Origin of the sequence: Amycolatopsis coloradensis (genome assembly GCF_037997115.1) — a bacterium.
In the GTDB taxonomy this organism is placed as follows: domain Bacteria; phylum Actinomycetota; class Actinomycetes; order Mycobacteriales; family Pseudonocardiaceae; genus Amycolatopsis; species Amycolatopsis coloradensis_A.
The window spans coordinates 4,905,854-4,925,508 of sequence record NZ_CP150484.1 but is presented as its reverse complement, the minus strand read 5'-3'; the positions used below and the strand labels follow the sequence as shown (position 1 = coordinate 4,925,508).

At 67.6% G+C, this 19,655-nt stretch carries 16 protein-coding genes and 1 pseudogene; 5 read left to right on the top strand and 12 right to left on the bottom strand.

Going from position 1 to position 19,655, the window contains the following annotated elements:
* Positions 1-18: 18 nt before the first annotated feature.
* From mmsB to LCL61_RS22980, 12 genes are all read right to left on the bottom strand, one after another.
* Positions 19-1,266 carry a multiple monosaccharide ABC transporter permease gene (gene mmsB / locus LCL61_RS23035; protein ID WP_340681617.1) on the bottom strand — a complete coding sequence of 416 codons (1,248 nt, stop codon included), beginning with the start codon at positions 1,264-1,266 and terminating at the stop codon, positions 19-21.
* Between the two features lie 3 nt (positions 1,267-1,269).
* Positions 1,270-2,793 (bottom strand): multiple monosaccharide ABC transporter ATP-binding protein, encoded by a 1,524-nt coding sequence (gene mmsA, locus LCL61_RS23030; protein WP_340681616.1) that lies wholly within the window; start codon positions 2,791-2,793, stop codon positions 1,270-1,272.
* A 4-nt stretch (positions 2,794-2,797) separates the two neighbouring features.
* The gene (chvE, locus tag LCL61_RS23025) at positions 2,798-3,925 is read right to left on the bottom strand and encodes a multiple monosaccharide ABC transporter substrate-binding protein (protein WP_340681615.1); all 1,128 of its coding nucleotides are present in this window, start codon (positions 3,923-3,925) and stop codon (positions 2,798-2,800) included.
* A gap of 26 nt (positions 3,926-3,951) precedes the next feature.
* Positions 3,952-5,457, bottom strand: a complete 1,506-nt coding sequence (gene araA, locus LCL61_RS23020; RefSeq protein ID WP_340681614.1) for an L-arabinose isomerase — start codon at positions 5,455-5,457, stop codon at positions 3,952-3,954.
* A complete protein-coding gene (locus LCL61_RS23015; RefSeq protein ID WP_340681613.1) occupies positions 5,454-6,140 on the bottom strand; it encodes an L-ribulose-5-phosphate 4-epimerase in 687 nt (228 codons plus the stop codon). The genes araA and LCL61_RS23015 overlap by 4 nt, the downstream gene beginning before the upstream one ends.
* On the bottom strand, positions 6,137-7,810 hold the full coding sequence (gene araB / locus LCL61_RS23010) for a ribulokinase (RefSeq protein ID WP_340681612.1): 1,674 nt from the start codon (positions 7,808-7,810) through the stop codon (positions 6,137-6,139). The genes LCL61_RS23015 and araB overlap by 4 nt, the downstream gene beginning before the upstream one ends.
* A gap of 227 nt (positions 7,811-8,037) precedes the next feature.
* On the bottom strand, positions 8,038-9,021 hold the full coding sequence (gene yjfF / locus LCL61_RS23005) for a galactofuranose ABC transporter, permease protein YjfF (RefSeq protein WP_340681611.1): 984 nt from the start codon (positions 9,019-9,021) through the stop codon (positions 8,038-8,040).
* Entirely contained in the window at positions 9,018-10,055 is a 1,038-nt protein-coding gene (locus tag LCL61_RS23000) for an ABC transporter permease (RefSeq protein ID WP_340681610.1), read from the bottom strand. The genes yjfF and LCL61_RS23000 overlap by 4 nt, the downstream gene beginning before the upstream one ends.
* On the bottom strand, positions 10,052-11,554 hold the full coding sequence (locus LCL61_RS22995; protein WP_340688654.1) for a sugar ABC transporter ATP-binding protein: 1,503 nt from the start codon (positions 11,552-11,554) through the stop codon (positions 10,052-10,054). Before LCL61_RS22995 ends, LCL61_RS23000 begins: the two co-directional genes overlap by 4 nt.
* A gap of 22 nt (positions 11,555-11,576) precedes the next feature.
* A complete protein-coding gene (locus LCL61_RS22990) occupies positions 11,577-12,548 on the bottom strand; it encodes an ABC transporter substrate-binding protein (RefSeq protein WP_340681609.1) in 972 nt (323 codons plus the stop codon).
* A 78-nt stretch (positions 12,549-12,626) separates the two neighbouring features.
* Positions 12,627-13,640 (bottom strand): LacI family DNA-binding transcriptional regulator, encoded by a 1,014-nt coding sequence (locus LCL61_RS22985; RefSeq protein WP_340681608.1) that lies wholly within the window; start codon positions 13,638-13,640, stop codon positions 12,627-12,629.
* 108 nt (positions 13,641-13,748) lie between these two features.
* A complete protein-coding gene (locus LCL61_RS22980; protein ID WP_340681607.1) occupies positions 13,749-14,795 on the bottom strand; it encodes a LacI family DNA-binding transcriptional regulator in 1,047 nt (348 codons plus the stop codon).
* Between the two features lie 179 nt (positions 14,796-14,974).
* Here LCL61_RS22980 and LCL61_RS22975 point away from each other — a divergent pair, with 179 nt between their 5' ends.
* The 5 genes and pseudogenes from LCL61_RS22975 to LCL61_RS42635 all read left to right on the top strand — a co-directional run.
* The gene (locus tag LCL61_RS22975; protein WP_340681606.1) at positions 14,975-16,276 is read left to right on the top strand and encodes an extracellular solute-binding protein; all 1,302 of its coding nucleotides are present in this window, start codon (positions 14,975-14,977) and stop codon (positions 16,274-16,276) included.
* 3 nt (positions 16,277-16,279) lie between these two features.
* Positions 16,280-17,260, top strand: coding sequence for a sugar ABC transporter permease (locus LCL61_RS22970; protein WP_340681605.1), 981 nt, complete (start codon positions 16,280-16,282; stop codon positions 17,258-17,260).
* Complete coding sequence (locus tag LCL61_RS22965) at positions 17,257-18,129, top strand: carbohydrate ABC transporter permease (RefSeq protein ID WP_340681604.1); 873 nt, start codon at positions 17,257-17,259, stop codon at positions 18,127-18,129. The genes LCL61_RS22970 and LCL61_RS22965 overlap by 4 nt, the downstream gene beginning before the upstream one ends.
* Positions 18,130-18,131: 2 nt before the next feature.
* A complete protein-coding gene (locus LCL61_RS22960) occupies positions 18,132-19,535 on the top strand; it encodes a GH1 family beta-glucosidase (RefSeq protein ID WP_340688653.1) in 1,404 nt (467 codons plus the stop codon).
* Positions 19,536-19,588: 53 nt separating this feature from the next.
* Positions 19,589-19,651, top strand: a pseudogene (locus LCL61_RS42635) (polysaccharide biosynthesis protein); the annotation flags it as partial.
* Positions 19,652-19,655: the final 4 nt, after the last annotated feature.

The following is a 19,655-nucleotide window of genomic DNA, read 5'->3' as shown; positions in this document are numbered from 1 at the left end:
CCCTTCAGCCCACGACCGTCAGGCGGCGGTGCGAGCCCGCCGCTTGGTCCAGATGTCGTAGGCGACGGCGGCGAGCAGCACGAACCCCTTGACCAGGTTCACGCTCTCGGTCGGAGCGCCGATCAGGGACATGCCGTTGTTGATCACGCCCATGATCAGGCCGCCGGTGATCGCGCCGACCACCTTGCCGACCCCACCCTGCACCGCGGCGCCGCCGATGAACGCCGCGGCGATCGCGTCGAGTTCGAACATGTTGCCCGCGGTCGGCCCGGCCTGGTTGAGCCGTCCGGCCACGATGATCCCCGCGAGGGCCGACAGCACGCCCATGTTGACGAAGATCCAGAACGTCACGGACTTGACCTTGACGCCGGACAGCGTCGCGGCCTGGAGGTTCCCGCCGATGGCGTAGATGTGGCGGCCGAACACCGCGCGCGTCGTCACCAGCGAGTAGCCGATCACCAGCACCGACAGCAGGATCAGCACCCACGGCAGGTTCTTGTACCGCGCCAGCTGCACCACCACGAACAGCACGACGGCGGCCGCCGCGACGATCTTCAGCAGGAACATCGGCAGCGGGTCCACCTCCTGCAGGTAGTTCAGCCGTGCCGTCCGCTTGCGCCACCGCGAGACGACCGCGCCCGCGATGGCCAGGGCGCCCACCAGCAGGCTGACCACGTCGGCGCCGCCGAGCGGGCCGAGCCCGATGTTGCCGAGATAGCCGCCGGTGAACCCGTTCGCCAGCGTCCGCACCTCGTCCGGGAACGGGCCGATCCCCTGGTTCCCGAGCACGGTGAGGGTGAGGGCGCGGAAGATCAGCATCCCGGCGAGCGTCACGATGAACGCGGGAATGCCGAAGTAGGCGACCCAATACCCTTGCCACGCCCCGATCACCGCGCCGACGGCCAGCGTGATCAGCAGCGCGACCGGCCACGCCATGCCCATGTTCACCATCAGCACCGCCGAGATCGCGCCGGTCAGCGCCACCACGGAGCCGACCGACAGGTCGATGTGCCCGGCGATGATGATCAGGATCATGCCGATCGCGAGGATCAGCACGTACGAGTTCTGCACGATCAGGTTCGAGATGTTCTGCGGTTCCAGCAGCGCGCCGCCGGTGAGGATCGAGAACAACACGACGATCAGCGCGAACGCGACGTAGATGCCGCTCTCACGCGGGTTGAACGAGATCCGGCGCGGCGCCCTGGCCGGCGCGGCTCCCTGCTGGTCCGGAACACCGGTGACGGTGTCGGCGGAGGCGGTGCTCATGTCTTACTCCTGTTCCCTGGTCATCGCCCGCATGAGGACCTCTTGGGTGGCCTCGGCCCGGCCGACCTCACCGGTGATCCGGCCCGCCGACAGCGTGTAGATCCGGTCGCACAGTCCGAGCAGCTCCGGCAGCTCGGACGAGATGACCAGGACGGCCTTCCCCTCGTCGGCGAGCCGGTTGACGATCGTGTAGATCTCGTACTTCGCGCCGACGTCGATGCCGCGGGTGGGCTCGTCGAGGATCAGCACGTCCGGATCGGTGAGGATCCATTTGGACAGCACGACCTTCTGCTGGTTGCCGCCGGAAAGCGTGCCGGTCACGCTGCGCACGTCCGGTGCCTTGATGTTCATGCTCTTGCGGAATTCTTCGGCGACACGGTGTTCTTCGTTCTCGTCCACCCATCCGCGCCGGGCGAGTTTGCCCAGCGCCGCGCCGGAGATATTGCGCTGGATGTCCTCGATGAGGTTGAGCCCGTAGCGTTTGCGGTCTTCGGTGGCGTACGCGATCCCGTTGGCGACGGCGTCGCCGACCGTGCGCACCTCGATCTCCTTGCCGTCCTTGATCAGGCGGCCGGAGATGTCCTTGCCGTACGAGCGGCCGAACACGCTCATCGCGAGTTCGGTCCGCCCGGCGCCCATCAGCCCCGCCAGCCCGACGATCTCGCCGCGCCGCAACGTCAGGCTCGCGCCGTCCACGACCACCCGGCCGTGTTGCGTCGGGCTGTGCACGGTCCAGTCCTCGATCCGGAGGACCTCGTCGCCGATCCGCGGTTCCCTCGGCGGGAACCGGTTCTCCAGTTTCCGGCCGACCATCCCGGCGATGATCCGGTCTTCGGTCACCGTGCTCGCGTCCAGCGTCTCGATCGTCCTGCCGTCGCGCAGGATGGTGATCGAGTCGGCGATCGCGGCGATCTCGTTGAGCTTGTGCGAGATCAAGACGCAGGTGACGCCGTCGTCGCGAAGCCCGCGCAACAGTTCGAGCAGATGCGCCGAATCGTCGTCGTTCAGCGCCGCCGTCGGCTCGTCCAGGATCAGCAGTTTGACCTCTTTGGACAGTGCCTTGGCGATCTCCACCAGCTGCTGTTTGCCGACACCGATGTCCAGCACCGGCGTCACCGGGTTCTCCCGCAGGCCGACGCGCCGCAACAACTCGCCCGCCTCGGCGTTGGTCCGGTTCCAGTCGATCAGCCCGCCGCGGGCCTTCTCGTTGCCGAGGAAGATGTTCTCCGCGATGGACAGCTGCTGGCACAGCGCGAGTTCCTGGTGGATGATCACGATGCCGCGGCGTTCGCTGTCGCGGATCGCGGAGAACGCGCACGGCTCGCCGTCGAAGACGATCTCGCCGTCGTACGAGCCGTGCGCGTAGACGCCCGAGAGCACCTTCATCAGCGTGGACTTGCCCGCGCCGTTCTCGCCGCAGATCGCGTGGATCTCTCCCCGGCGCACCGACAGGTTGACATCCTGTAGCGCCTTGACGCCGGGGAAGGTCTTGGTGATCCCCCGCATCCGAAGGATTTCGTCGGTCACGTCGCTACCTCAGCTGTTCCGCTTTGTAGTAGCCCGAGTCGATGAGTTCCTTCTGGTAGTTGCCCTTGTTGAGGATCACCGACTCCAGCAGGAACGCCGGGACGATCTTCTGGCCGTTGTTGTAGTCCGTCGTGTTGTTGGTCTCGGCCTTACCGCCCTTGAGGACCGCGTCGGCCATCTTGACCGTGGTCTCGGCGAGCTTGCGGGTGTCCTTGAAGATCGTCGAGTACTGCTCGTTCGCGATGATCGACTTCACCGAGGCGACCTCGGCGTCCTGGCCGGTGACCACCGGGTACGGCTGGCCAGGCGTTCCGTAGCCGTTGCTCTTGAGCGCCGACAGGATGCCGATGGAGAGCCCGTCGTACGGCGAGAGCACGCCCTGCACCTTGTCGCCGGAGCTGTAGGTCTTGGTCAGCAGGTCTTCCATCCGCCGCTGCGCGGTCGCCGCCTGCCAGCGCAGGATCGCCGCGACGTTGAACGCGGTCTGGCCGCTCTTGACGACCAGCGTCCCGTTGTCGAGGTACGGTTTCAGCACGGACATGGCGCCGTTGAAGAAGAACGTCGCGTTGTTGTCGTCCGGCGAACCCGCGAAAAGCTCGATGTTGAACGGGCCCTTGCCCTCGCCGGGAGACCCGTCCTCTTTGAGCACCTTGAGGCCGGTGAGCAGCGACGTCGCCTGCTGCACGCCGACCTTGAAGTTGTCGAAGGTCGCGTAGTAGTCGACGTTCGGGGTGTTGCGGATCAGCCGGTCGTAGGCGATGACCGGGATCTTCTTGTCCGCGGCCTCCTGCAGCTGGGTGGTGATCGCGGTGCCGTCGATCGAGGCGATCACGAGCAGTTTCGCGCCCTTGGTGATCTGGTTCTCGATCTGGTTCACCTGGGTGGGGATGTCGTCCTCGGCGTACTGGAGGTCGACCTGGTAGCCCAGCTTCTCCAGCGCCGCCTTGATGTTGTCGCCGTCGTGGATCCAGCGCTCCGACGACTTGGTCGGCATGGTGACGCCGACGAGGCCGCCGGCTGCACCTCCCGCGGCCGCCTGCTGATCGACGGTCTTCTGACTCGAACCGCAGGCCGTCAGCGCGGCACCGAGGCCGACCGCCACGGCCAGTGTGGCCAGTTTCGTGAACTTCATTGTTCCTTCTCTCCGGTGGGGACCGATCAGAATCCTTGTGCGAGCCGGTAGTAGGCCTGGTTCCAGCGCATCCGGTCGGCGATCGAGGCGGGCGTCGTGGTCTGGTCGATCACCAGCAGCTCGACGTCGAGCATGGTGGCGAAATCCCGGATCGATTCGGTGCCGACGGCCTGCGTGAGCACCGTGTGGTGCGGTCCGCCCGCGGTGATCCACGCTTCGGCGGACGTCGCCAGCGACGGCGCCGGCTTCCACACCGCACGCGCGACCGGCAGATTCGGCAACGGTTCGTCCGGCGCGACGACCTCGACTTCGTTGGCCACCAAACGGAACCGGTCACCGAGGTCGGCGAGCCCGATCACCACGGCGTCACCGGCGGCGGCGTCGAACACCAGCCGGACGGGATCCTCGCGGCCGCCGATACCGAGCGGATGGATCTCGCACGAAGGCTTGGCGGCGGCGATGCTCGGGCAGACCTCGAGCATGTGCGCGCCGAGGATCTTCGGTTCACCGGGCCCGAAGTGGTAGGTGTAGTCCTCCATGAACGACGTTCCTCGTTCGGAGTCGCGGCCCATCGCCTTCACCGCGGTGAGCAGCGCGGACGTCTTCCAGTCCCCTTCTCCGCCGAAGCCGTATCCGTCGGCCATCAGGCGCTGTACTGCGAGCCCCGGGAGCTGCCGCAGGCCGCCGAGATCCTCGAAGTTCGTGGTGAACGCGCCGAAACCGCCGCTCGTCAGGAACGTGCGAAGCCCTTGCTCGATCCGGGCCGCGTACCGCAGCGATTCGTGCCGCTCCCCCGCCTTGGTCAGCTCCGGCGCGAACGCGTACGAGTCGGCGTACTCCTCGACGAGCGTGTCGACCTCGGCGTCGGGCACCGCGTCGACCAGGGCGACGAGTTCGTTGACGCCGTAGGTGTTCACCGAGACGCCGAACTTCAGCTCCGCCTCGACCTTGTCCCCGTCGGTGACCGCGACGTCGCGCATGTTGTCACCGAACCGCGCGAGCTTGAGCGAGCCGATCGTCTGGCGGCCGACCGCCGCGCGGACCCACGCGTCGATCCGGTCGGCGACCGACGGATCCGCCGCGTGCCCGGCGATGGTCTTGCGCGGCACCCCGAGCCGGGTCTGGATGTAGCCGAACTCGCGGTCGCCGTGCGCGGCCTGGTTCAGGTTCATGAAGTCCATGTCGATGGACTGCCACGGCAGTGCCTCGTTGAGCTGGGTGTGCAGATGCAGCAAGGGTTTCCGCAGCGCGTCCAGGCCGGTGATCCACATCTTCGCCGGCGAGAACGTGTGCATCCACGCGATCACGCCGACACAGGCGTCGTCCGCGTTCGCCTCGAGCATCACGCGCCGGATCGCCGACGGCTCGGTCAGCACCGGCTTCGCGACGATCCCGGCCGAGATCCGGCCGGTGTCGGCCAGCATCCGCTGGATTTGCAACGACTGACCCGCGACCTGTTCGAGGGTTTCTTCGCCGTACAGCGCCTGGCTCCCGGTGAGGAACCAGACCTCGGTCTTCCGCTGTGTGCTCACTTCTCTCCCTGCTGGCCGTAGACGTTCTGGTAGCGCGCGTAGAGCCGGTCCACGTCCTGTTCGGACAGTGCTTCCGGGGTTCCCAGCGCGGAAGCGATGTGGACGGTCTTCGCGACGTCCTCGACCATCACCGCGGCCTTGACCGCGTCGCGTGCGGTGCGGCCGACGGTGAACGGCCCGTGGTTGCGCATCAGCACGGCGGGCGAGCGGCTGGACCGCAGGGTCTCGACGATGCCCCGGCCGATCGAGTCGTCGCCGATCAGCGCGAACGGCCCGACCGGGATCTCGCCGCCGAACTCGTCCGCGATCATCGTGAGCACGCACGGGATCGGCTCCCCGCGCGCCGCCCAGGCGGTGGCATAGGTCGAATGCGTGTGGACGACACCGCCGACCTCCGGCATGTGCCGGTAGACGTAGGCGTGCGCGGCCGTGTCCGACGAGGGCACCAGATCACCGTGGACGACTTCGCCGTACAGGTCGGTGACGACCATCGTGTCGGCGGTCAGTTCGCCGTAGGACACGCCGGACGGTTTGATCACCATCAGGTCATGTCCGGGGACGCGTGCCGACACGTTGCCCGCGGTCCAGATGACCAGTTCGTAGCGGGTCAGCTCGCTGTGCAGCCGCGCGACGGTGTCCCGCAGTTCTTCGAAGGTGTCCGTGATCTCCACGGCGAGACTCATCGGTGCTGTCCTTTCCTGGCGGCACGGCGGCGGGCGGCGAGCCGGTGCATGACGTCGTTGGTCCCGCGGCCGAAGTAGTCGTGCAGCGCGGCGTACTCGGCGTAGAGGTCGTCGTAGGCCTTCACGTTTTCCGCGATCGGGCGGTGGACCGCTCGGCGGACCGAGCCCATCGCGAGCGCCGCGGCCGGGACGTCCGGATGCGCTCCGGCCGCGACGGCGGCGTGGATCGCGGAGCCCAGAGCGGGACTCTGCGCCGAACCGGCCACCGAAAGCGGCAGGTTCGTCACGTCGGCGTAGATCTGCATCAGGAGCGGGTTCTTGACCAGGCCGCCGGCGACGATCAGTTCGGTGACCGGCACCCCGGCGCGGTCGAAGGTCTCGATGATCGTCCTGGTGCCGAACGCGGTCGCTTCGAGCAACGCGCGGTAGGTGTCCTCGGCGCGGGTCGCGAGCGTCTGCCCGACAACGACGCCGGACAGTTCGTGGTCGACCAGCACCGACCGGTTCCCGCTGTGCCAGTCGAGCGCGACCAGTCCGTGCTCGCCGATCTCCCGCGTCGCGGCGAGCCGGGTGAGCAGTTCGTGGACGGAGATCCCTGCCTCCCTGGCATCGTCCACATAGGACGCCGGGACGCCGTGTTCGACGAACCACGCGAAGATGTCGCCGACCCCGCTCTGCCCGGCCTCGTAACCCCACTGCCCGGAAACGATCCCGCCGTCGACGACGCCGCACATCCCCGGCACCTCGCGCAGTTCGGCGCCGTTCATCACGTGACAGGTCGAGGTGCCCATGATCGCGACCATCTGCCCCGGCTCCACCGCCTGGACGGCGGGTGCGGTGACATGCGCGTCGACGTTGCCGACGGCGACCGCGATCCCTTCCGGCAGCCCGGTCCATTCCGCCGCCTGAGCGCTCAGGCCCCCGGCCTTGGCGCCGAGGGCGCCCAGCGGATGCACGAGCTTGTCGTCCACGAAGGACCCGAAGCCGGGTGCGAGCTCCTCCAGGAACTCCGCGCTCGGGTAGCGGCCGTCCTGGAGAATGCCCTTGTACCCGGCGGTGCACGCGTTGCGCACGTAGGTCCCGGTGAGCTGCCAGACGATCCAGTCGGCGAGTTCGACCCAGTGCCGCATCCGGTCGTAGACCTCGGGCGCCTCTTCGAAGACCTCCAGCGCCTTGGCGAACTCCCACTCCGAAGAGATCAGCCCGCCGTAGCGCGGGAGCCACGACTCGCCGCGCTTTCGTGCCAGCGCGTTGATCCGGTCCGCCTGCGGCTGCGCGGAATGGTGCCGCCACAGCTTCACGTAGGCGTGCGGGTTCCCACCGAACTCGGGCAGTTCGCACAGCGGCGTGCCCTCGGCCGTGGTCGGCACCATCGTGCACGCGGTGAAGTCGGTGCCGATGCCGATCACGTCGGCGGGGTCCGCACCGGCGGCCCGGATGGCTTCCGGCACGGCGGTGCGGAGCACGTCGACGTAGTCCGACGGCACCTGCAGCGCCCAGTCCGGCGGCAGACCGTGCCCGGTCTGCGGCAGGATCCGGTCGATCACGCCGTGGCGGTATTCCGAAACCGCGCTGCCCAGTTCCGCCCCGTCGCGGACGCGGACCACGACGGCCCGGCCGGACAGCGTCCCGAAGTCGACGCCGACGACCAGCGACTCCCCTGTACTCACTTCTTCTCCCGCACTGTTAGCGTTCACATTTCTGGTCGAAAACCACGTTCATGCGTGCTTGGAGCCGTAACTCGCGTGCTTGGAGGCGGATCACGCGTGTTCCGCCTCCAAGCACGCGNGGCAACAACTTCCCCGCGACCGCGGTCCCGCACGGCTTCAATTTCTGGTCCCCGGCGTGTTCCGCCTCCAAGCACGCGAGTTACGGCTTCACGCACGCGAGTTCCGTCCTACGTCGCTCGCCTGCCGACGAGGCGTTGCAGCACGATGAAGGCGAACAGCAGCGCGCCGGTGATGATCGAGGTCCACCAGGAGTTCAGCGTGCCGTCGAAGGTGATCAGGGTCTGGATGATGCCCAGCACCATGATCCCCAGGACCGTCCCGAGAACGTAGCCGGAGCCGCCGGTGAGCAACGTGCCACCGATGACGACGGCCGCGATCGCGGTCAGTTCCAGCCCGACGCCGTTGAGCGGATCGCCGGAAGACTTGTACAGCACCAGAAGCAGGCCGCCGAGCGCCGAGCAGAACCCGCTGAGCGTGTATACCGAGATCCGCGTGCGGCCGACGTCGAGGCCCATCAGCAGCGCCGACTTCGGGTTCCCGCCGATCGCGTACACCGTCCGGCCGAATCGTGTGCCGTAAAGGAGGTACGCAGCGGCGGCGACCACGACCAGCGCGACGACCACGCCGATCGAGATGTGCAACTCCCCGCCGAGCGGGATCTGCGTCTGCGCGAGGCTCGCGACCGTCGGGTCGTCGATCGAGTACGCCTGGGTGCTGATCGTGTAGCAGAGCCCCCTGGCGAAGAACATCCCGATGAGGGTGGCAATGAACGGCTGGATCTCGAAGACCTGGATCAGCACGCCCATCCCGAAGCCCAGCGCAGCGCCGATCGCCAAGACCGCGGGGATCACCGCGATGACCGACCAGCCTTGGTTCTGCAGCAGGTCGGCGGAGACCACAGTGGACAACGCCACGACCGAACCCACCGACAGATCGATCCCGCCGGTGAGGATCACGAACGTCATCCCGACGGCGACGACCAGCAGGAACGCGTTGTTGATGAACAGGTCGAGCACGACCTGTCCGGAGCCGAACGCCGTGTAGCTCGACGCGCCGTAGACGTACGCGCCGATGAGCATCGCCATCGTCGCCAGGATCGGCAGATGCCGCTGCCGCGGCCGATAGCCCTTGATGCGGTCGAGTGTCGTCATACCCCGGCCTCCACCTTCTCCGGCACGACGGCGGCAGGCGGCGGGGCCGCTTTTCGCCGCCGGGCGAGCTTCTTGCGGAACACCGGCGACTGCAACAGGCAGACCGCCAGCACGACCACGGCCTTGAACAGCATGATCGCCTGCGGCGCGATCCCCAGCGCGTACACGGTGGTCGTCAACGTCTGGATGAGCAGTGCGCCGATCACCGAGCCGGTGAGCGAGAACCGGCCACCGGTCAGCAGCGTCCCGCCGATGACGACGGCGAGGATCGCGTCGAGTTCGATGAACTGCCCGGCGTTGTTGCCGTCGGCGCTGTGCACGTTCGCGCTGATCATCAGCCCGGCGACGCCGGCGCAGAGCGCGCAGAAGACGTAGGTGAGCCAGATCAGCCTGGCCGACCGGAGCCCGGCGAGCCTGCCCGCCTCCGGGTTGCCGCCCACCGATTCGACCAGCAGCCCCAGCGCCGACCGGCGGACCAGCACCGCGGCGATGGCGAACACCGCCAGCGCGATGAGGATGGCGCTGGGTAGGCCGAAGGTGAACCCGCTGCCGATCCACTCGTAGGGATGCGAATTGACGGTGATGATCTGGCCGCCGGTGATCAGCTGGGCGATACCGCGGCCCGCGACCATCAGGATCAGGGTCGCGATGATCGGCTGGATGCCCAATACCGCCACGAGCCAGCCGTTCCACACCCCGAGCGCGAGGGCCAGCCCCAGTGCCATCCCGACCGCGGCGAGCGTCCCGCCGAGGCTGTTCTGGTCACCGAGTCCGCTGATGTGGAGACACGCCAGCGCGCCGCTGATCGCCACGACCGCGCCGACGGAGAGGTCGATCCCCCGCGTCGCCACCACCAGGGTCATGCCGATCGCGATGAGGATCAGCGGGGCACCGTTCTTGAGGATGTCGATCAGGTTCCCGTAGAGATGCCCGTCGCGGAATTCGATCGCGAAGAACGCCGGGTGCACGATGAGGTCGCCGAGCAACAGCGCCAGCAGCGCCACGACGGGCCAGAACAACCGATGCTTGGTCATCGTGCGACTCCTTCGGCCATCGTCGCCATGACGCGGTCCGCGGTCAGCGATTCGTTGTCCAGTACGGCGACCACCGCGCGGTCGCGCAGCACGACGACCCGATGGCTCAACCGCAGCACCTCCTCGAGTTCGGCGGAGATGAACACGACGGCCATCCCCTCGCTCGAAAGCCGGGCGACCAGCCGCTGGATCTCCGTCTTGGCGCCGATGTCGATGCCGCGCGTCGGCTCGTCGAGGATCAGCAGCCGGGGTTCGGTGATGAGCCATCTCGCGAGCAGCACCTTCTGCTGGTTGCCGCCGCTGAGGTCGCCGACCTTCGCTTCCGCGTTCGCGGGCCGGATGTCGAGCATCTCGATGTAGCGCTCGGCGATCTCGTCCTGCCGCCGCCGCGGGATCGGCCGCGCCCAGCCCCGTGAGGCCTGCAACGCGAGCACGATGTTCTCGCGCACGGTGAGCTCCTCGACGAGTCCTTCGGTCTTGCGGTTCTCCGAACAGAACGCGATCCGGTGGTCGAGCCCGGTCCGCGGCGTCTTCAGCGACACCGGCTCGCCGTCGATCCGCACGGAACCGCTGTCCGCGTGATCGGCGCCGAACAGCAGCCGCGCCAGTTCGGTGCGGCCCGAACCGAGCAGCCCGGCGAGGCCGACGACCTCGCCCGCCCGGATGTCGAGCGAGAACGGCGCGACACCGCCCTTGCGGCCGACATCGCCCGCTTCGAGGAACACCGGCGCACCGGCGAGGTCGGACCGGCTGTGGCCCGAGTCCTCGATGTCTTCGAGTGCCTCGAGTTCCTTGCCGATCATCCTGGTGACCAGGTCGACCGGGGTGATCTCCTCGGTGCGGTATTCGCCGATCAGCTTCCCGTTGCGCAGCACCGTCATCCGGTCCGCGACGGCGAAGACCTGCTCGATGAAATGGGAGACGAACAGGATCGCCATCCCCTGATCCCGCAGCGAACGCACCACGTTCAGCAGCTGCTCGACCTCGCCGGCGTCCAAACTGGACGTCGGTTCGTCGAGCACGAGGACCCGCGCGTCGACGTCGAGCGCCCTGGCGATCGCGACCAGTTGCTGCACCGCGATCGAGCAGCTGCTCAGCTCGGCCGAAACGTCCACCTCGACGTCCAGCCTGGCCAGCAGCGCTGCCGCCCGGCGGCGCGTCTCACGCCAGTCGATGCGGCCGCGCCGTCGCGGCTCCTTGCCGAGGCAGATGTTCTCCGCCACCGACAGGTTCGGGCAGAGGTTCACTTCCTGGTAGACGGTGCTCACGCCGGAGCGCTGCGCTTCTCCCGGGCCGCTGAACGCGACCCGGGAGCCGTCGAGTTCGATCGTGCCCGCGTCCACCCCGTACACGCCGGTGAGCACTTTGATCAGGGTGGACTTGCCGGCGCCGTTCTCACCCATCAGGGCATGCACTTCGCCGGGGAACATCCGGAAGGAGACGTCGTCGAGGGCGACCACGCCGGGGAATTCCTTCCGGATGTGGCTCATCCGCAGCATCGCGAGGGGTTCTGTCATCGGATCAGTACTGGCGTTGCGGCAGGGCGGCCTTCGCGGACGCCTGGTCGAATTCGGTCTCGGTGGTCTCGATGCGCGGGGGCACCTGCTCACCGGCGGCGACCTTCTTCACCAGGTCCATCAGCTGCGGGCCGAGGAGCGGGTTGCATTCGACGACGTGGTTGATCTTGCCGTCGGCCAGTGCCTGCAGGGCGTCGCGGACGCCGTCGACCGAGACGATCTTGATGTCCTTGCCGGGTACCTTCCCGGCCGCCTCGATCGCCTCGATGGCGCCGAGCGCCATGTCGTCGTTGTGCGCGTACAACACGTCGATCTTGGGCTGGGACTTCAAGAAGGCCTCCATGACCTCCTTGCCCTTGGCCCGGGTGAACTCACCGGTCTGCGACGCGACCACCTTGAACTTCGGGTTCGGCGCGATGACGTCGGCGAAACCCTTCTTGCGGTCGTTCGCCGGCGCGGAACCGGTGGTGCCCTGCAGTTCCACGATGCTGACGTCGCCTGCCGCCGAGCCGAACTCCTCGGCCAGCCACTCGCCCGCCTTCCTGCCCTCGGCGACGAAGTCCGAACCGAGGAAGGTCTTGTACAGCGACTTGTCCGGCGAGTCGACGGCCCGGTCGGTCAGGATCACCGGGATATTTGCCGTCTTCGCCTCCTTGAGCACGGTGTCCCAGCCGGATTCCACGACCGGCGAGAAAGCGATCACCTTCACCTTCTGCTGGATGTAGGACCGGATCGCGGCGATCTGGTTCTCCTGCTTCTGCTGCGCGTCGGAGAACTTCAGCTCGATCCCGGCCGCCTTCGCGGACTCCTGGATCGACTTCGTGTTCGCCGTGCGCCAGCCGCTTTCCGCGCCCACCTGGGCGAAACCGAGGGTGAGGGCGCCGCCGCCACCCGCTCCGCCGCCACCGCCGCACGCGGAGAGCAGGAGCAGCCCGGCCACTCCGGCCACGATCGCCGTCCACGGTTTTCTTGCCACATCGACTCCTAGATCCGCACTGATCAGTTGAGTTAGCGTTAACACTCGCGCCCCGAGCCTTGAAGACGGCTCAGGGTGCTACGAAAGACCGGTGCTCTCCCGCACGATCAGTTCGGGGACCACCAGGTCGCGGTCTCGGTTCTCACCACCGTTCATCCGGCGGCGGAGCAGGTCGAACGTGCGCCTGCCGACTTCGACGAAGTCCTGGCGCACCGTCGTCAGCGGCGGTGTGTAGTAGGCCGCCTCGGGAACGTCGTCGAAGCCGACGATCCGCATCTCCCCCGGCACGTTCACCCCGGCTTCGGTGCAGGCACGGAGAAAACCAAGGGCCATCTGGTCGTTCGCCACGAACACGGCGTCGAGTCCCTGTTCGCCGACGAGGGATCGCCCCGCCGCGTACCCGGAACGCGCGCTCCAGTCGCCGCGGATGACGGGCGGGATCCGTGCGCCGTGCCGCTGCAGGGTCTCGCGCCAGCCGCGTTCGCGGTCGAGCGCCTCCAGCCAGTCTTCGGGTCCGGCCACGTGCCAGACGGTAGCGTGCCCGAGGCCGAGAAGGTGCTCGGTGGCACGGCGCGCCCCGTCGTACTGGTCGACCGAGATCACCGGGACCGGTGCTTTCTCGCCGCCGCCGACCGCGACCAGCGGAACATCGGAGGGCGCCGCCTCCAAGGCGCGGGCGGCCGTGACGTGCGGCGCGATCACGACGATGCCCTCGACGGCCTGGCGCCGCAGGCGCTCCACCGCGTCGGTGATGGACGACCGGCCCGGGCGGCTGATGCTGGTTATGGTCGTCGCGTACCCGGCTTCGCGGGCGGCGTGCTCGATGCCGCTCAAGGTACTGGCCGGACCGTAGAGGTTGGCCTCCAGTGCGACCACGCCGAGCGTGCCCGAGCGGCCGGTGACCAGCGCGCGGGCGACCGAGTTCGGCCGATAGTCCAATTGCTCGATCGCCGCGTTGACGCGGACCCGTGTCTCGGCGCGGACCGGCCCGGTGCCGTTGATGACCCGCGAGACCGTCATATGCGAAACACCCGCGAGCGCGGCCACGTCGGTGAGACTGGCCTGCTTGCTCTCGGTGGTTTCGCGCGCCATCGCCTGTCTCCCAATCCCGGTACCGTGTGACGAGTGCCGCAAGTGTTAGCGATAACACGAGCCGGGTCAAGCGCTCCCCGAGTCACAGTCGGGTCACGGAACCCGGGATCAGCTGGAGGCGCGATGCGTGAGCGAGACCGGCAAGATCCGCTGGCGGGGCTTGAGATCCCGGTCGTCCATCACCGCGAGCAGGGTCTCGACCATCACGCGCACCTGCTCCCGCGGGTCCTGGTGGACCGAGGTCAGCGGTGGGTCCATCTCCGGTGCGAGGGTCGCGTTGTCGTCGAAGCTGACGACGGCGACATCCGACGGGATCCGCCGTCCGGCGGAGTGCAGGGTGCGGAGCGCACCGAGGGCCATCATGTCGCTGGCCACGAAGACGGCGTCGAGGTCGGGGCGCCGCGCGAGCAAGTTCGCCATCGCCTTCGCGCCGCCGGTCAGGGTGAAGTCGCCTTCCTCCATCAGGTCCGCCGGGTCGAGCCCGGCGTCGAGGAGGGTCTTGCGCCAGCCGGAGAGCCGGTCGATCGCCGCGCTCTGGTCCTGCGGGCCCGCGATCGTGGCGATCCGGCGGTGGCCGGCTTCGACCAGATGCGCGACCGCGAGCTTCGCGCCACCCTCGTTGTCGAAGTCGACGACGTGGACACCGCGTTTCAACCCGGCCGCCTGCCCGCCGTACACCACCGGGATCCTCAACTGCCGCAACGCCTTGGGCAGCGGATCGGTCCGGTGCGGCGCGAAGACCAGTACGCCGTCGACGTGCCCGCCGTCGAGAAACCTGACGGTGCGGTCGAGATCCTCGCGGGTGTCACTGAAGATCAAGACCATCTGGCAGCCGACGTCGGCGAGTTCGCGATAGCCCGCGCGCATGACCGCGGTGCGGTACGGGTCGTCGAGCAGCCGCGCCTCCGGCTCCGAAAGCACGACCGCGACCGCGCCGGTCCGCTTGGTCACCAGCGATCTGGCCGCCTGGTTCGGGGAATAGCCGAGTTCCCTGGCCGCGGCCTGGACCTTCTCGCGGGAGCGCGCGCTCACGTAGCCGTCGTCGTTCAGCGCACGGGACGCCGTCGACCGGCTGACACCGGCGGACACGGCGACGTCTTCCAGTGTCGGCCTGCCGTCTTCCCCTGGTCGAGGCCCCACCCGCGCCACCTTCACTCGTCAGCTCCATCCGGACACCGACAGCTTAGTGCTCGGCGCGTGACGACACTGAGAGCGCTCCCCTGATGGAAACACTCTCATTACAAGCCCTTGACACGGCCATACCTTGGCGACAGACTCTGCGCATCCTGGGAGCGCTCCCATTTTCTTCCCACCCACCTGCAAGGGACATTGACGTGAGAAGCATCCGGAACGGCCTGGTGCTGGCACTGGGTATCACGATGACGACGTTCGGACTGGCGGCGTGCGGCGGTGACGACGGCGGCGCGCCCGCCGCGTCGGACCCGAACGCGAAGGTCGAGCTGTCACTGGCGACGTTCACCGAGTTCGGCTACGAGGAGCTCATCCCCGAATACGAACGACTGCACCCGAACATCAAGATCACCCACCGCAAGACCGGCCAGGGCGGGCCGTACCACCAGGATCTGATCACGAAACTGGCCGCGGGTTCCGGCCTCGCCGACGTCACCGCCGTCGAGGAAGGGCATCTGTCGAACGTCCTCGACAAGGGCTCGAAGTTCAACGACCTGCCCAAGATCGGCCCGGCGGAGGCGTCCCCCGACCGCTGGCTCGGCTGGAAGTACGACGCGGCGAAGACCAAGGACGGCAAGGTCATCGGCTACGGAACGGACATCGGCCCGCTGGCCATGTGCTACCGCAAGGACATGCTCGAAGCAGCGGGCATGCCGTCCGATCCCGAAGCGGTCAAGCCGTTGTTCGCGACCTGGGACAGCTACTTCGCCGCCGGCGACCAGTACGTCACCAAGACCGGCGGTAAGGCGTGGTTCGACTCGGCCGCGCAGAACTTCAACGCCATGGTCAACCAGCTCCCCACCGGCTACATCGGCAACGACGACAAGCCGACGCTGGAATCGAACCAGGGCATCAAGGACGCCTGGACCAAGGTGACCGACGCCGTCGCGAAAGGACAGTCGGCCAAGCTGACCGCGTTCAGCAACGAGTGGAACTCCGGATTCAAGCAGGGCGCCTTCGCCACGAAGGTGTGCCCCGCGTGGATGCTCGGCGTGATCGAGGAGCACTCCGGTCCCGAGAACGCCGGCAAATGGGCGGTCACCGCGGCCTTCCCCGGTGGCGGCGGGAACTGGGGTGGCTCGTACCTGACCGTGCCCACACAGTCGAAGCACCCGAAGGAGGCGGCCGAACTCGCCGCCTGGCTGACCGCGCCCGAACAGCAGATCAAGGCGTTCAAGGCGAAAGGCACCTTCCCCAGCCAGGTCAAGGCACTGGAGGACCCGGCACTGCTGAGCGAGACCGACGCGTACTTCGGTGGCGCCAAGATCGGGCAGTTGTTCGCCGAGCAGGCCAAGAAGGTCGCGAAGCCGCAGTACAAGGGCCCCGGTGACGGCCAGATCCAGGAGAACGCGTCGAGCCCGGCGCTGCAGGCCGTCGAACAGGGCAAGTCGGCGGACGAGGGCTGGACGCAACTGCTCGACGCCGCGAAGAAGATCACGCGCTGACCGATGACCGTCGTCGACAAGATCGCGCCGGACGAGGAGAAGGCCGGGGTGCGCACGTCGCCCCGGCCCACCCTCCGCCATCGGCTGAGCCGGTGGGACGTCAAGGTCTCGCCGTACCTCTACATCGCCCCGTTCTTCGTCGTGTTCGGGATCGTCGGGCTGTTCCCGCTGCTTTACACGGCGTACGTGTCCCTGTTCAGCTGGGAGGCGGGTGACGACGATCCGGCCTTCATCGGGCTGGACAACTTCAAGGAACTGTTCGCCGACACCCAGTTCTGGAACGCGCTCGAGAATACCGTCAGCATCTTTTTGCTCTCCAGCGTTCCGCAGCTGATCATCGCGGTGCTCCTGGCGGCGCTGCTCAGCGCCAGGCTCCGCGGCGCGACCGGCTGGCGCGTCGGCGTCCTGCTCCCCTACGCCGCCAGCCTGGTGGCACTCGGGATCATCTTCGCGAACCTGTTCGGTCCAAAGTACGGGCTGGTCAACGGTCTGCTGCAGACGATCGGGCTGGATCCGGTCGACTGGCAGGCAGGCCGGTTCAGCAGCCACGCCGCGATCGCGATCATGGTGAACTGGCGCTGGACCGGGTACAACGCGCTGATCGTGCTCGCGGCGATGCAGGCCATCCCGAAGGAACTGCACGAGGCCGCGCTGATCGACGGAGCGGGCGCCGCACGCCGGTTCTTCAGTATCACGCTCCCACTGCTGAAGCCGACGCTGATCTTCGTCACGATCACCTCGACGATCGGCGGCCTGCAGATCTTCACTGAGCCCAAGCTGTTCGACGCCATGCCGGGCTCGAACAACGGCGGTTCGTCCAACCAGTTCCAGACCGTGACGCTGTACCTGTACCAAACGGCGTTCGAAAACTACGAACTCGGTTATGCCTCGGCGATCGCGTGGGTGCTGTTCGTGATCATCGTGCTCATCGCGCTGGTGAACTTCTTCCTCACCGGCAGGCTGACGGCGGTGAAGAAGAAATGACCACACTCCACAGCGTATTCAAAAACGGGGGACTCAAGCGAGGCGTTTCGGCGCTGGGCAAGCCGCGCAGGGCGACCTACGTCGTGCTCACCATCTTCGTGCTGGGCTCGCTCTTCCCGTTCTACTGGTCGTTCCTGGTCGCCAGCCGGGACAGCGGGATGCTCACCGAACGGGTCCCGCCCTTCCTGCCCGGCGGGAACTTCTTCGCCAACGCGGCGAGGGTGTTCGACACCGTGCCGTTCTGGAAGGCGCTCGCGAACAGCCTGATCGTGTCCGGCACGGTCACCCTCACCACGGTGCTGTTCTCGGCACTGGCCGGGTTCGCCTTCGCCAAACTGCGGTTCCGCGGCCGGAACGGGCTGTTCGTGTTCATCGTCATCACCCTCGCCGTACCGACCCAGCTCGGCATCATCCCGCTGTTCATGGCGATGTCGGAGTTCGGCTGGGCAGGCGGATTGCAGTCGGTGATCGTGCCGAACCTGGTGACCGCGTTCGGCGTCTTCTGGATGCGTCAGTACACAGTGGACGCCGTACCGTACGAACTGATCGAGGCCGCGCGGGTCGACGGCTGCAGCATGATCCGGATTTTCTGGAACGTCTGCCTGCCCGCGGTCCGGCCGGCGGCGGCGATCCTGGCGATGTTCACGTTCATGACGTCGTGGAACGACTTCCTCTGGCCGCTCGTGGTGCTGGACGCCGGCAACCCCACCGTCCAGCTGGCGCTGGAGAAGCTGCAGAGCGGCTACTACGTCGACTATTCGCTGGTGCTGGCCGGGACCACCCTGGCCACCATCCCGATCCTCATCGTCTTCCTCCTCCTCGGCCGCCAGATAGTGGCCGGGATCATGCAAGGTGCCGTGAAAGGGTGACCATGTCCGCTCATCCCGACAGTGTCCGGGCGAAGACCTCGCTCCTGTTCCCGCCCGGATTCGTGTGGGGCGCCGCCACCGCGGCCTTCCAGGTCGAAGGGGCGACGGCCGCCGACGGCCGGACCGACTCGATCTGGGACGTCTTCGCCCGCCGTCCCGGCGCCGTCGTCGGTGGCGACACCGGCGAGCCGGGCGCCGATCACTACCGGCGCTATGCCGAAGACGTCGATCTGATGCGACGGCTCGGACTCGGCGCGTACCGGTTTTCGCTGTCGTGGCCGCGGATCCGGCCCGGCGGCGGCACGCCGAACCCGCGGGGTCTCGCGTTCTACGACCGGCTCGTCGACAAGCTTCTCGACGCCGGAGTCGAACCCTGGGCGACGCTGTATCACTGGGATCTCCCTCAGTCGCTGGAAGACGAGGGCGGCTGGGCCTCACGCGAGACCGCCTTCCGGTTCGCCGAATACGCCGAAACGGTCGTGGCGCGCCTGGGCGACCGGGTACCGCGCTGGTCCACCCTGAACGAGCCATGGTGCGCAGCGATGCTGGGCTACGCGCGCGGAATCCACGCGCCCGGCAGGCAGGAACCCCGCGCCGCCGTCGCGGCCGCGCACCACCTGCTGCTGGGACACGGACTGGCGATGGACGCCCTGCGGCGACACGCGCCTGCCGCGTCGTCGGGGATAACGCTGAACCTGTACCCGGTGTCGGCGGTCGATCCTTCGTCCACTGTGGACTCCGAAGCCGCGCGCCGGATCGACGGCCTGCAGAACCGGCTGTTCCTGGATCCGGTGCTTCGTGGCTCCTACCCCGAGGACTTGCTGACCGACCTGGCGCCGCTCGGTATCGGAGAGCTGGTGCGGGACGGTGACCTCGCGACCATCGCCGCTCCGATCGACTGGCTGGGCATCAACTACTACCGCGGCTACCAGGTCGCGGGCACCCCTCTGCCCGGCAGTGAACCGGCGGGCGCCGACTGGCTCGGCTCCCCCGACGTCCATTTCGTGCCCGACGAAGCGGCGCCCCGCACCGACTCCGGCTGGGAGGTCCAGCCATCGCGGCTCACCGAGTGCCTCCTCCGGGTCCATCGCGAGTATCGGCCGATCCCGTTGTACATCACCGAGAACGGCGCGTCCTATCCGGACGCGTTGATCGGCGGGGATATCGCGGACACCGACCGGATCGCCTTCCTCGACTCGCATCTGCGCGCCGCGTACGAGGCGATCGAGGCGGGCGTCGACCTGCGCGGCTACTTCTATTGGTCACTGCTCGACAACTTCGAGTGGGCCGAGGGGTACGGCAAACGGTTCGGTCTCGTCCACGTCGATTACGCGACGCAGCGGCGGACGCCGAAGCAGAGCGCGCTCTGGTACGCCCGGGCGATCAGTCTCAACGGGCTGGGCTGAGGGCAAGCGTCAGGAAAGGGTCGTTCAGGACACTTTTCGAGATCGGAAGAGNGCTGTCGACGGACAAGGCTTCCAGCCCGATCAACCTGTACGGCGCCACGAAGCTGTGCGCCGACCTTT